Source organism: Acinetobacter sp. UBA1297 (assembly GCF_002307755.1).
GTDB lineage: Bacteria > Pseudomonadota > Gammaproteobacteria > Pseudomonadales > Moraxellaceae > Acinetobacter > Acinetobacter radioresistens.
On record NZ_DBUF01000026.1, the window covers coordinates 91,954 to 105,989 of the forward strand.

Consider the following 14,036-nt stretch of genomic DNA (forward strand, 5'->3'; position numbering starts at 1 on the left):
ACTTTAGACCGCCTTGTATTAGCCTAATGGCTTCATTCAGTAATTCACAATCTTTTTTGTATCTCAACTTAAAACATTTTTTGATATATTTCAGGTTTAAGTATCTGCTGGGTCTGTTTGCGGTTCAGATAGATATCCAGCTGGCTGGCTTCAGGCGCTATCTCATGTGCACGATAATGTATACCTATTCCTTCTCCATCAAAAAACCAGTCTGACTGAGACCAAGATAATTTTTTAGGAGCATCTTTACGAACCTCGGCTGTCTCTTTTTCTAACCAGTCCTGATAATGCTGCTGAACTAGGGTGTTTAATATAGTTTTTTGCTCAGGCTTTAAAATATCATTTAAACTCAAAGCTTTCTGGACTTTGCGGTCTGCTACAAAAAAATATTGCCGGTCTTTAATAGTTAGTTCTTCAATTTTACTGTCTATACCTATTTGCAACAGTACATATTGATTACGCTGTGATGCAATACGAGTCTTCATTTCCAGCTCGTATGCACGGTTTTTAGAATATTTCGCCTGCCACTGATCTGAAGCTTTTATAAAAGTATTGACTGCCTGTTGTAAACTCAAATCCTGATTCAGATCAATCTGCTGCTGAATAATCTGTGCCTGATTCTTAGCGATCCACTGATTTAGCCACACATCCTGAGTATTGATAGTTTGAATATCGATATCAATACAGTTTTTCTTTTCACAAAATGGCAAAGCATACTCAGCACGTTGCTCTTTAATATTTAAATAAGGAAGCACATCAGCCTGATCTATTACTTTTTCAGCATAATGTTGCTGGCCTTTTGACTCAGGGGCCTTATGTTTTTCTTCACAGCCCATAAGGCTTAGTACCGAGCAGATCAGGATAAGTGTAAAGTAGGGCTTGTTACGCATTTTATATTCCTTCTGCTCAATGAACTTTACAATAAAACAGTCTCCGAAGAAGCTGTTTTATATCATGACTATTTAGTGTTCACGTGTATTGCGGAATTCAATATCTGGCCAGCGTTCCTGCATGAGTTGTAGATTCACCCGGCTCGGTGCCAGGTAAGTCAGATGTCCACCACCATCTACAGAGAGCTGATCATGAGCTTTTTTCTTGAATTCATTCAAGATCTTTTCATCATCACAGTAAATCCAGCGCACCGTATTAATACTGACCGGCTCATAAATACAGTCCACCTTATATTCTTCCTTGAGGCGATAAGCCACTACATCAAACTGTAGTACCCCGACTGCTCCCACAATCAGGTCATTACTGATCTGTGGCATAAATACCTGAGTCGCACCTTCTTCAGAAAGTTCTTTCAGCCCCTTTTGTAACTGTTTGGATTTTAGAGGGTCTTTGAGACGGACTCGACGGAACATTTCAGGTGCAAAGTGTGGAATACCGGTAAAATGCAGACTTTTGCCCGAGGTAAAAGTATCACCAATCTGAATAGTCCCGTGATTATGAAGGCCAATGATATCACCTGGCCATGCTTCTTCCAGATGCTCACGTTCACCTGCCAGAAAGGTCAATGCATCACTGATCCGCACTTCCTTTCCAATACGGACATGATTCATCTTCAGACCTTTTTCATATTTACCTGAACAGATTCGCATAAAGGCAATCCGGTCCCGATGCTTTGGATCCATATTTGCCTGAATCTTGAAAACAAAACCAGAGAATTCCTCTTCAGTCGCTTCAACTACACGCTCCTGTGCCGGATGTGCCTTAGGCTCAGGTCCCCAACCAATAAATGCATCCAGCACGTGATCTACACCGAAGTTGCCCAATGCAGTACCAAACAGCACAGGTGTCTGTTTACCTTGCAAGAACAGGTCACGGTCAAATGGATCGCTCGCCATCTGTACCAGCTCCAGCGACTCTTCAAAAGCAGCAAAGGCCAAATCGCCTACTTTTTCACGAATATCGGGATGATCGTAGCCGTCACGTACTTCAATCTCAGTAATCACTGAGCCGAAGCCATGCTTGTATAGGTACAGCTTGTTTTCCGCAATGTGATATACCCCGGCAAAATCACGCCCCATACCCAAGGGCCAGGTAATTGGCACACAACGGATTTTGAGAACATTTTCAATTTCATCAAGCAATTCTAGGGGCTCACGGATTTCACGGTCCATTTTATTGACGAAAGAAATAATCGGCGTATCACGCATCCGACAGACTTCCATTAATTTAATGGTTCGCTCTTCTACACCTTTCGCCCCATCAATCACCATTAATGCAGAGTCAACGGCTGTCAGTGTACGATAAGTATCTTCCGAGAAATCTTCGTGTCCTGGCGTATCAAGCAAGTTAATTACATGATTTTTATAGGGAAACTGCATCACTGATGTAGTAATCGAAATTCCCCGCTCTTTTTCCATTTCCATCCAGTCAGAAGTCGCTGCACGGTCCGACTTACGACTTTTAACCATACCTGCTACCTGAATAGCTTTACCCCATAACAGGAGTTTCTCGGTCATGGTCGTCTTACCGGCATCGGGGTGCGAAATGATGGCAAAAGTCCTGCGCGCCTTTACCTGACTGATTAATTCATCTTTAAACATTGATAAAAATCTGCATTTGTACACATCCTGTCTAAAACATCAACGTGATGTTCTGAAAGCATGTGAGAGAAAAATTTGAAATTGGCGCAATTGTAGCAGATCAAGACTGCTTTTAAATCGGTAGTTGTATGGCAGTTTTATTTTTGAGAGTTTTTATCTTTTAGAGTTGAACGCTTTGTTTATAAACTTTTAAGCGCTCAACCTCAACAGGCGCACCTAATAGATAACCTTGTAATTGCTGACAACCTAAACGTGTCAGAATTTCCGCCTGCAGTGGTGTCTCCACACCTTCGGCAGTGACAATCAAGCCAAGTTTTGTCGCTAACTGAATAATACTTTCTAGAATAATTTCTTCTTTATTCCCCGGCTTTAACCCGACAATAAAACCCCGGTCAATCTTCAATTCATCTACAGGTAAATCTTTTAAATACAGCAGACTTGAATGTCCGGTACCAAAATCATCAATCGCAAGAAGGATACCCATTTTCCTGAGCCGCTCAAAACTACGAATACTCAGTTCAATATGATGCATGGCAGTAGATTCAGTAATTTCAATAATCAGGTTATTTGGCTGGATCCTGTACTTTTCCAACAGGTTTTCCAAGGTATCAAACAGCTTCTGATGCTCAAATTGGATTGCAGAGAGATTAACAGCAACCGGACAGAGGCTGATTCCATTTTGTTCCCAATACTGGATCTGTTTGCAAGCTTCCTCGAGCGCCCAATATCCCATCGGAATAATCAGACCGGTTTTTTCAGCCCCTTCTATAAACATATTAGGGCTAAGCAGGCCCAAGGTAGGATGCTTCCAACGAATTAAAGCTTCTACCCCACAAACTTCATAGGTTTTAGCTGAAAATTTGGGTTGATAAAACAGGATAAATTGCCGCTCTTCTACAGCTTTATACATATCATTAATCAGTTTAGACTGACTTTGAGCTTCATACTGATGCACAGAATAATTAAAGACAGCATAGGTATTGCGACCCTGTTCTTTCGAAGCCAGCATAGCAGCATCTGCATTGATCAACAGATCCTGCAAATTAGTACCATGCTCTGGATAAATCGCAATACCGATACTGCACGAAATATTGATTTCCTTGCCTGCAATCAGATAGCTTGCCTGAATCAGGCTTAAAACTTTTTCAGCATAATAAATGGCACGTTTACGTCCAGTATTTTCAATGATCAGGAGAAATTCATCTCCCCCTACACGTAACAGTTTAGCTTCAGGGCCAAGATTTTGATGAATACGAGCGGCTACCTGAATCAATAACTGGTCACCTACCTGATGGCCGAAAGCATCATTTACTGCCTTGAAACGGTCCAGATCAATATATAAAAAGGCAAAACTCTTTTTATTTACTTTATGCTCAATAAATAAATATTGGGCATAATCTAGCAGAAAAAGGCGGTTAGGAAGCCGGGTCAAATTGTCCTGAACAGCCAGATTGGCCAGTTCTTTATTAATTTCCATAAGGCGCCGGTTACGCTCTTCCAGACGCTCTTCCAGAATTGCTACCAGAAATGCTGTCATGAGTACCAGACAGGTAATAAAAACAATAGTAAATAATAAGAGTGTACGCCCTGCCTGGTAATGTTCCAGAACTTCAATCTGTCCACCGGTATAGAAAACGACACCAGCCATGGCAATATAATGAACACTGGAAATACTGAGTGCAAATACCAGCGCTACACCCAGTTTAATCCAGAACCGGTATTTAGCGGCATGCTGATATTTAAAAGCCAACCAGAATGACAATCCTGTTCCCAGTATTCCAACTAACACTGAAAGAATTACCAGCAAAAGCTGGTAATAGATCATATAGCCATGCAGGATGAGACCCATCATCCCGGTATAATGCATACCAGAGATTCCAAGTCCCATCACTACCGCAGCAAGTACCAAACGTGGTAGGGACAGAAATTCACGAGAAGTTAACCAGAGTGCAAAGATAGAAGCAGCTGAAGCAACTAAATATGAAACGATGGTTAAGGCAGGGTCAAATACTGACTCTTGGGAAAGATGCACAGCGAGAAGCCCGGCAAAATGCATTGAACAGATCGCCAGACCTAAAAACAAACCACTCCCGGCAAGAACTACATTATGATACTTAGGAAAAGTATTTTGAATTAAAAGCTCACGTAGCGAGATTGCAATATAACAGACGGCTACGGCCACCAAGACCGAGCCTAACACCAGTATGCTGTTATAATGCATATGAACCATAAACAATCCAAAACAAAATGATAATTATTCTTCTTGCAATTTAAGTACCTTAAAGCATACCTGTTATGAGTAGCGTAAAGAATTGGTAAGATTATTTATTCCTGCATTTAGGTTAATTCTTTTTATTTTCATTATCAATTAAATAATTTCTTAAATAATGCTTTAAAAATTACCTTTTATCTAGAAAATTCTATAGAACGTTAAAATAAAAATAAATGACCAGAAAAACAGCACGAAATAATAGATGATTTATTTTCCAGTCCTTTTTAGCTCATCATTTTAAAACTCATAATAGCCATACATCCAATATGAAATATGTATTCTGGAACCCGGTAAATTTTTTCGTTAACTTGGCCTGAAATTATTTTTAAATTTGGTATTTTATAAATCTTGAGAACAATTAAAACAGATCATTATTTAACAATTTTAAGCATCAAGATTTTTATCATGAAGTAGAATTTAAGAAAGAGTACTTAATAAAAAATTAAAAACAGAATATTTAATAATCACTAAATAGATATTCTGATTTTTTCACTCATAAAATAAAAACCCTACATAATGCAGGGTTTTTATAAATAAAGACAGAAACTTAGTTTTTCTCTTTATCAACAATCTTGTTAGCTTGAATCCACGGCATCATTGCACGAAGTTTATTGCCTGTTACTTCAATACCATGAGCAGCATTTTGACGGCGACGCGCAGTCATGGACGGATAGTTTAAAGCACCTTCCTGAATAAACATCTTCGCATATTCACCTGACTGAATACGTTTTAATGCATTACGCATTGCTTCACGAGACTGTTCATTAATAACCTCAGTACCAGTCACATATTCACCATACTCAGCATTATTTGATACTGAATAGTTCATATCTGCAATACCACCCTCAAACATCAAATCTACGATCAGTTTAAGTTCATGCAGACATTCAAAGTAAGCCATTTCTGGTGCATACCCTGCTTCAACCAGTGTTTCGTATCCCATTTTAACCAGTTCAACCGCTCCGCCACAAAGTACAGCTTGCTCACCAAACAGGTCAGTTTCAGTTTCTTCGCGGAAAGAAGTTTCAATGATACCAGTACGGCCGCCACCTACACCCGAAGCATAAGACAGCGCAACATTACGTGCATTACCTGAAGCATCCTGATGGATCGCAATCAGATCAGGAACGCCTGAACCACGCTGGAACTCTGAACGTACGGTATGGCCTGGTGCTTTCGGTGCAATCATGATGACATCAAGATCTTTACGCGGAACAACCTGGTTATAAAGAACAGAGAACCCGTGGGCAAATGCAAGTGTTGCACCTTCTTTAATATTTGGTTCAATAACATCACGATAAAGTTGTGACTGGAATTCGTCTGGAGTGAGGATCATAACCAGATCAGCCTGTTTGACTGCTTCAGGAACTTCTGAAACTTTAAGGCCAGCATTTTCTGCTTTTTTCCAAGAGGTAGAACCTGCACGCAGGCCAACCGTAACGTCTACTCCAGAATCTTTCAGGTTCAGTGCATGTGCGTGGCCTTGTGAACCGTAACCAATAATCGCTACTTTTTTGCTCTGGATGATTGATAAATCACAGTCTTTATCATAAAAAATTTGCATTTGTTATCTCCGCTATAATGCTTTTTAAATTCAGTTAGATGGTTAAAACTTTTTCGCCACGCGCGATGCCTGATACACCAGAGCGAACCACTTCAAGAATGGTATTCTCTGCAAGTGCATCAATAAAACCATCTATTTTTTCTGTTGTCCCTGCAATCTGGATGGTATAGGTGGTCGGGGTTACATCCACTACCTGGGCCCGGAAGATGTCTGCGGTACGCTTGATCTCGGCTCGCGCTGCACCTAATGCTTTGACTTTAATCAGCATCAGCTCACGTTCAATATGAGCACCTTCAGACAGGTCGACCACTTTTACTACTTCAACCAGCTTATTCAACTGCTTGGTAATCTGTTCGATCTTATGGTCATCACCATAAGTTGTTAAGGTCAAACGTGACAAGGTTGGGTCTTCAGTTGGTGCCACGTTAAGGGTTTCAATATTGTAGCCACGCTGACTGAATAAACCGACCAGACGGGAAAGCGCGCCGGCTTCGTTCTCTACGAGTACAGAGATAATATGTCTCATTTCGTGCGCTCTCCTTTTGTCAACCACATATCTTGCATAGACTGACCTGCAATCAGCATAGGATATACATGCTCAGTACGGTCTACCATGACATTGATGAAGACACACTTGTCATTGATCGCCATCGCTTCGGCTAGTTTAGACTCCAGTTCATCTGCATGATCAATTTGGATTCCAACATGACCATACGCTTCCATCAGTTTTGGAAAATCAGGTAAGGACTCGACATAAGAACTAGAATGACGACCTTCATAATTCATATCCTGCCACTGTTTTACCATACCAAGTGCACGGTTATTCAGGCAGAGAATTTTGACATTCAGGCCATACTGTTTACAGGTTGATAATTCCTGAATACACATCTGGATAGAAGCTTCACCAGTAATACAAACCACCTGCTGTTCTGGACAGGCCAGTTTGGCAGCCATGGCATATGGTAAACCTACGCCCATGGTACCCAGACCACCAGAGTTGATCCATTGACGTGGCCGCTTGTACTTATAATAAAGTGCAGCAAACATCTGGTGCTGCCCTACATCAGAAGTAATAATGGCATCTCCATTGGTCAATTTGCACAGGGTTTCTACTACCTGTTGCGGTTTCATTGAACCATCATTAGCCATTTGATATTTCAGGCCGTGTACCTTGCGCCATTCATTGATCTGGCTCCACCAGTCAGCAATTGCTTCAGGATTCGGCTTGGAAACATTCATCTGCTTCAACTGGGCCAGCATTTCCTGTAGTACCGGCTCTACTGCGCCTACAATTGGAATGTGCGCCATAATCGTTTTTGAAATGGTCGCAGGGTCAATATCAATATGAATAACTTTAGAATTTGGGCAGAATTTTGCCGGATTATTGGTAACACGGTCATCAAAGCGCGCACCAATCGCCAGAATTACATCAGCATTATGCATCGCCATATTGGCTTCATAAGTTCCGTGCATACCTAGCATACCAATAAACTGAGGGTCATTACCCGGGAATGCTCCCAGTCCCATCAGGGTATTAGTTACCGGATAACCCAGAGTATGTGCCAGTTCAGTCAGCAGATGAGAAGCATTGCCCTGTACTACGCCACCGCCAGTATAAATTACTGGACGTTTGGCCGAGATCAGTTCGTCAATTGCTTTACGGATCTGACCTGCATGACCACGTGAAGGCGGCTGATAAGAACGCATCTTCACTTTTTCCGGATACTCGTAGGCAAATTTTTCAGCCGGATTGGTCGCATCTTTAGGAATATCAACCACAACAGGGCCCGGACGACCAGATGCTGCAATATAGAACGCTTTTTTAATAATTGCCGGAATTTCACTGGCATGACGAACCTGGAAACTGTGTTTTACGATTGGACGGGAAATACCGACCATATCTGTTTCCTGAAATGCGTCTTCACCGATGAGATGACTTGCAACCTGGCCAGACAGAATGACCATTGGAATTGAATCCATATAAGCAGTTGCAATTGGAGTTACAGTATTGGTTGCGCCTGGACCTGAGGTAACCAGAACTACACCAGTTTTGCCGGTAACACGTGAATAAGCATCAGCCATATGACCTGCAGCCTGTTCATGGCGCACGAGGTAATGCTTGACTTTGTCTTGTTGAAATAGCGCATCGTAGATATGTAAAACTGCACCGCCTGGATATCCAAAAACATGTTCAACGCCTTCATCCGCGAGTGCGCGAACGAGCATTTCACCACCAGATAAAAGTTCCAACGTGATTCACCCTAATCTTATTTGCATTATCATATGGAAGGCATAGATAAGTGCTTAATTCATTAACTGTCTGCACTGTTATAGCACACATATTTCATAGTTTTTGCCGCAATAGGAAAAAATTCTGATCGGGCTGCTGTTTGAGCGGCACAGTGATCTAAAACATGCTGGGATAAACATATTTTATGGTTTTGTACATCTCCTCGGCTAGAGGAAATGCCCATTGCGTATCATGTCATTTATTCGAAGGGTGATCGAACAGATGCATATAAAACCTGAGCAAGCATTTTTCTTGTTTCAGACTGTAAAGTCAAGATGAAAGATTGGCTTTTTTTGCTCAATAAATAGTTCGAACAATTTTTCTACTATTTTTTTAAAAAATTCATAAATATATTTTTTAACAAATAGAATCAGTATTTTAATTATAAAAAAAAGTTTGAGCTCTCTTAAAAAAATTGAATATAAAAAGTTATATACATAATTCTCTGTATAAAAAATTACCCATATTTTTCTTTCTAAATTAAATATAATGAGGCAGATTAGTCACTGATAATTACTACCTACTTAAACAGGTGTATTTTAATAGTATCTATTGCTTGGAAACGCTAAACCCTTCTCTGATTTTTATAAGGATGAAAGCCATGGTATTGAGTTCATTAAAGCGTAAAAGCTTGATACATCTGATTATTATCAGTATGGGTGCAGGTCTTAGCCAGCCATTATTAGCACAGCAATATTATAAATGGGTAGACCATAAAGGGACAACTCACTATACGACCACTCCACCCCCCAAAACAGCCAAGAAAAAAGGCAAAGTGGAAACTTATGGCTGGCATAATTCAGCCCCACTCAATACAAACCAGCCTAATACTCAAGATAGCCAAGCTGTAGCATTGCCGCAGAATATGCAAACGCCACAAGTTAATTCTGTACCATCGAGTAATTCTCAACAAAATGGACAAACGCAGGCTATTCCAGTCCTTCCTGCTGCTGCCCCTCAAACACTGGCAACTCCTTCAGAAAATGTGAATCAGCAACCTCGTTAAGCCAATCTTTGATTAAAGTACAACTTTTCATAAAGAAAGCATCTGCAAAATTCACATTTAGGTATATTTTGCGCTATGCTTTCCACAAAATTTTTATTGCTGTTCATTAGACGTTTATGACTACTCACATTGACCCTGAATATCAAGCGAGCGCGATTGAACCTCAAGTCCAACAAGACTGGGATAATCGTAAAGTATTTAAAGTTGCCGATACGGTTGAAGGTAAGCACCGTTACATCCTTTCGATGTTCCCTTACCCAAGTGGCAAACTCCATATGGGTCATGTGCGTAATTATACGATTGGCGATGTTATTAGCCGATTTTATCGTCTGAAGGGTGAAACCGTGCTTCAGCCTATGGGTTGGGATGCGTTTGGCCTACCTGCTGAGAACGCGGCAATTGCACATAAAGTTGCTCCAGCAAAATGGACATTTGAAAATATCGCTTATATGCGAGACCAATTAAAAAAACTCGGCCTATCTGTAGACTGGGATCGTGAATTTGCAACGTGTACACCAGAGTACTATCACTGGGAACAATGGTTGTTCGTTCAGCTTTATAAAAAAGGTTTGATCTACCGTAAACTTTCAACAGTGAACTGGGACCCGGTTGACCAAACAGTTTTGGCCAATGAACAGGTAGAAAATGGCCGCGGCTGGCGTTCTGGTGCATTGGTTGAAAAACGCGATATTCCAATGTACTACTTCCGTATTACAGACTATGCACAAGAATTATTAGACGATCTGGACACGCTAAAAGACGGCTGGCCTCAACAAGTGTTGACCATGCAACGTAACTGGATCGGTCGTTCTACAGGTATGGAAATTACGTTCCCATCTGCCAATACCGAAATTTATGCTGACGGCCTAACTGTTTATACAACACGTGCTGACACGCTTATGGGCGTGACATACGTGGCGGTTGCAGCAGAACACCCTCTTGCGCTTAAAGCTGCTGAAAATAACCATAAATTGGCTGCATTTATTGAAGAATGCCGTATGGGTTCAGTTGCAGAAGCTGACTTGGCAACAGCCGAGAAAAAAGGCATGGCAACAGGCTTGTATGTAAAACACCCTGTAACTGGCGAAGAGCTTCCTGTCTGGATCGCAAACTACGTATTAATGTCTTATGGTTCTGGGGCAGTTATGGCTGTACCAGCACATGACGAACGTGACTTTGAATTTGCCAACAAATTCAATTTGCCAATTAAGCAAGTGATTGATGCCAAAGGTGCTGACGATGCAGACTACTCTGCTACCGAGTGGCAAGAATGGTACGGTTCTAAAGAAGGTAAACTTATTAACTCTGGCGAGTTTGGCGGTCTAGAATTCCAAGCTGCATTCGATGCATTTCTTGCGAAATTAGAACCACAAGGCTTAGCAAATTCTAAAGTTCAATTCCGTTTACGTGACTGGGGTGTTTCTCGTCAACGTTACTGGGGTTGTCCAATTCCAATGATTAACTGTGATACTTGTGGTCAAGTCACAGTTCCAGAAGATCAACTTCCGGTTGTATTGCCGACTGACGTTGTTCCAGATGGTTCAGGTAACCCGCTTAATAAAATGCCTGAGTTTTTCGAGACCAAGTGTCCTTGCTGTGGTGGCGATGCACGCCGTGAAACAGATACTTTAGATACATTCGTAGAGTCATCTTGGTACTACGCACGCTATGCTTCTCCAGATTTTACTGGCGGCATGGTTAAACCTGAAGCAGCTCAAAACTGGCTACCTGTAAACCAATACATTGGTGGTGTTGAACACGCGATTCTTCACTTACTTTATGCGCGTTTCTTCCACAAATTAATGCGTGATGAAGGTGTGGTACAAGGTAATGAACCATTTACCAACTTGTTAACTCAAGGTATGGTACTTGCAGATACGTTCTATCGTGAAGCAGAAAATGGTAAGAAAACTTGGTTTAATCCTGCTGATATCGAACTCGAACGTGATGAGAAAGGCCGCATCATTTCTGCAAAATATACAGGGGATGGTCAAGAAGTGATTATCGGCGGACAAGAAAAAATGTCCAAGTCGAAAAATAACGGTATTGACCCGCAAGCTATTATTGACCAGTACGGCGCAGATACAGCTCGTGTATTCATGATGTTCGCTGCCCCACCAGATCAGTCACTTGAATGGTCGGATGCAGGTGTTGAAGGTGCAAACCGCTTCCTGAAACGGGTATGGCGTTTAGCCACTGGCTTCCTTGAAAAAGGTAACAATGCATCAAACATCGACAAAACTGCATTGTCTGCTGCCGCGCAAGACTTGCGTCGTAAAACACATGAAACCATCCAGAAAGTTAGTGATGATATTGAACGTCGTCATGCATTTAACACAGCCATTGCGGCAATGATGGAACTGTTGAATGCCAATAACAGGTTTGAGGCAAAAGATGATAATGATGTGGCAGTTGCACGTGAATCCATCATGGCACTGCTTACATTGCTTGCCCCTTTTGCGCCACACTTAAGTCAGACACTACTGGCCAAGTTTGGAAGTGATTTAACTGCTGCACTGTTCCCTGTTGTGGATGAGTCTGCATTGACTCGTAATACGCAAACTATTGTGGTACAAGTAAACGGTAAACTTCGTGGCAAACTTGAAGTTGCTGTCGATATTTCTAAAGAGGATCTGTTGGCTCAGGCCAAAGCCCTGCCAGATATCCAGCAGTTCCTGACAGGACCAACCAAAAAAGAAATTGTTGTGCCAAACAAACTGGTTAACTTGGTCGTTTAATTAAATATATAGCAAAGAGGAAATGGCATGCACCTGGCCCAACGTTTAGCAGCAATTGTTTTAACTTTAGGCTTAAGTGCAGGCCTGGTTGGCTGTGGGTTTCATCTCAAGGGAACAGAACCTACAGCAATGCCTCTGGCCTATCAAAAATTAAGTCTTGTCTTACCTGCAAATGCTGAAGAGCTACAGAGTCAGTTAAGTATTTATCTGACTGCCGCAGGCATTCAGCTGACCAATTCACCAGATGCTTATGTACTTCGGGTAGTAGAATATACACCAAGACGCCAACTGCTTAATGGTAAGCTCACCGAGGTTTTACTGCGTCTGACTGTCACCATCCAGATTGAAGATCATCAGGGTAATCCGGTCACCGAACCACGTACCCTTACTGCATCACGCAGCTACCAGTATGATGTGGAAACTATAAATACAGATAATCAGGAAGAAGGCTATTTACAGCGGCTACTAATTGATGATATTGCCCAGCAAATCAGTCGCCAGATCAGCTCTAACCGCTTGCCGCGTATACAGAATGCATCTTGACAGCCTGTAAATACAGTTTATGAAAATTGATTACCTCCAGGCTTTAAAACGTGTCGCGGATGCTCGCGGTACCTGGATCCTGCACGGGCAGGAACCATTACTGGAACAGAACTTGCTTGATGCATTTCGCCAGTCATGGCAGGTACAGGAAACTGAACGGCAGCGTTATGATATTTCCAGTGTTTCTGACTGGAAGCAAGTCTTTAACGCGCTTAATAGCCTGTCATTATTTTCACAGCATCTTGCCGTTGAAGTACACGGCAATATCAAACCAGATGCTGGCACCCTCAAGCAGCTGAAAAACTATATCCAGCATAATGAGTCTAACCTACTGTTAGTGGTGATGCCAAAGCAGGACAGTAGCAGTCTCAAATCTGCCTTTTTTCAAGTAGTTGAGGCAAATGGTGTAGTGGTGCCGCTAGTNNTAGGTATCCAGCTGGATCAGGAAGCCTGGCAGTGGCTCATGCAACATCATGAACATAATCTGCTTGCTGCAAAAAACAGCCTGATGCGTGTTAGTGATACGTTTCCCGAACAGCGGTTAATTCTCACTGAACATTTATATGCCTGTTTACAGGACCAGTCACGTTATAGCACCTATGATCTGAGCGATGCTTTGTTAGCTGGCAATCTGGCACAGTCAATCCGTATTTTCCAGTATCTGCTGGCCTCAGGTGAACCCATGAGTCTAATACTCTGGACTATTAGCCGTGAAATGCGGCTATTGATGCAGTTATTTGAGCAACCACAGAATGCACTGCAACTGGGCATTTGGAAGACTAAAATCTCCAGTTACCAGCAGGTTTTACGCCGTCTTAATCCGAGACAGTTTTTAACCTGGCCGGGTTTGCTGTTGCACATTGATGCTGCAATTAAGGGCATGAGTGAAGAAAATGCCGAGCATCTCTGTCAGCAGGCAATTGCCGAACTATGCGGTGTTAGCCTATTTGAATACTCAGCCTGATTAAAACAGTTGAGTAAATGTAACTCATTATCAGATATTTAAAAAAATTCAATATTTATCCTCATTTTATTCTTATACTTAAACAAATTTTTTCCCTTAACCTGAAT

Annotated in this window: 10 protein-coding genes; 4 read left to right on the forward strand and 6 right to left on the reverse strand. The window is 41.7% G+C overall.

Annotated features, from left to right (window positions below; all coding sequences use genetic code 11):
* Positions 1-68 precede the first annotated feature (68 nt).
* The 6 genes from B3R63_RS10890 to B3R63_RS10915 form a co-directional block, all read right to left on the reverse strand.
* On the reverse strand, positions 69-890 hold the full coding sequence (locus B3R63_RS10890; protein ID WP_151838670.1) for a hypothetical protein: 822 nt from the start codon (positions 888-890) through the stop codon (positions 69-71).
* Positions 891-962: 72 nt separating this feature from the next.
* Positions 963-2,552, reverse strand: coding sequence for a peptide chain release factor 3 (locus B3R63_RS10895; protein ID WP_005023445.1), 1,590 nt, complete (start codon positions 2,550-2,552; stop codon positions 963-965).
* A gap of 160 nt (positions 2,553-2,712) precedes the next feature.
* Positions 2,713-4,782, reverse strand: coding sequence for a putative bifunctional diguanylate cyclase/phosphodiesterase (locus B3R63_RS10900; RefSeq protein WP_286731091.1), 2,070 nt, complete (start codon positions 4,780-4,782; stop codon positions 2,713-2,715).
* A 589-nt stretch (positions 4,783-5,371) separates the two neighbouring features.
* Positions 5,372-6,388 carry a ketol-acid reductoisomerase gene (ilvC, locus tag B3R63_RS10905; RefSeq protein ID WP_005016389.1) on the reverse strand — a complete coding sequence of 339 codons (1,017 nt, stop codon included), beginning with the start codon at positions 6,386-6,388 and terminating at the stop codon, positions 5,372-5,374.
* A 34-nt stretch (positions 6,389-6,422) separates the two neighbouring features.
* On the reverse strand, positions 6,423-6,914 hold the full coding sequence (gene ilvN / locus B3R63_RS10910) for an acetolactate synthase small subunit (protein WP_005016393.1): 492 nt from the start codon (positions 6,912-6,914) through the stop codon (positions 6,423-6,425).
* Positions 6,911-8,638, reverse strand: coding sequence for an acetolactate synthase 3 large subunit (locus tag B3R63_RS10915; RefSeq protein WP_005016394.1), 1,728 nt, complete (start codon positions 8,636-8,638; stop codon positions 6,911-6,913). Before B3R63_RS10915 ends, ilvN begins: the two co-directional genes overlap by 4 nt.
* 641 nt (positions 8,639-9,279) lie before the next feature.
* Between B3R63_RS10915 and B3R63_RS10920 the strand changes: the two genes are divergently transcribed.
* The 4 genes from B3R63_RS10920 to holA all read left to right on the forward strand — a co-directional run bounded on the left by B3R63_RS10920 (position 9,280) and on the right by holA (position 13,929).
* On the forward strand, positions 9,280-9,684 hold the full coding sequence (locus B3R63_RS10920; protein ID WP_151838672.1) for a DUF4124 domain-containing protein: 405 nt from the start codon (positions 9,280-9,282) through the stop codon (positions 9,682-9,684).
* 116 nt (positions 9,685-9,800) lie between these two features.
* Positions 9,801-12,422 carry a leucine--tRNA ligase gene (gene leuS, locus B3R63_RS10925; protein ID WP_151838673.1) on the forward strand — a complete coding sequence of 874 codons (2,622 nt, stop codon included), beginning with the start codon at positions 9,801-9,803 and terminating at the stop codon, positions 12,420-12,422.
* A 27-nt stretch (positions 12,423-12,449) separates the two neighbouring features.
* The gene (lptE, locus tag B3R63_RS10930; RefSeq protein ID WP_286731096.1) at positions 12,450-12,965 is read left to right on the forward strand and encodes an LPS assembly lipoprotein LptE; all 516 of its coding nucleotides are present in this window, start codon (positions 12,450-12,452) and stop codon (positions 12,963-12,965) included.
* A gap of 19 nt (positions 12,966-12,984) precedes the next feature.
* The gene (gene holA, locus B3R63_RS10935; protein WP_286731099.1) at positions 12,985-13,929 is read left to right on the forward strand and encodes a DNA polymerase III subunit delta; all 945 of its coding nucleotides are present in this window, start codon (positions 12,985-12,987) and stop codon (positions 13,927-13,929) included.
* Positions 13,930-14,036 lie beyond the last annotated feature (107 nt).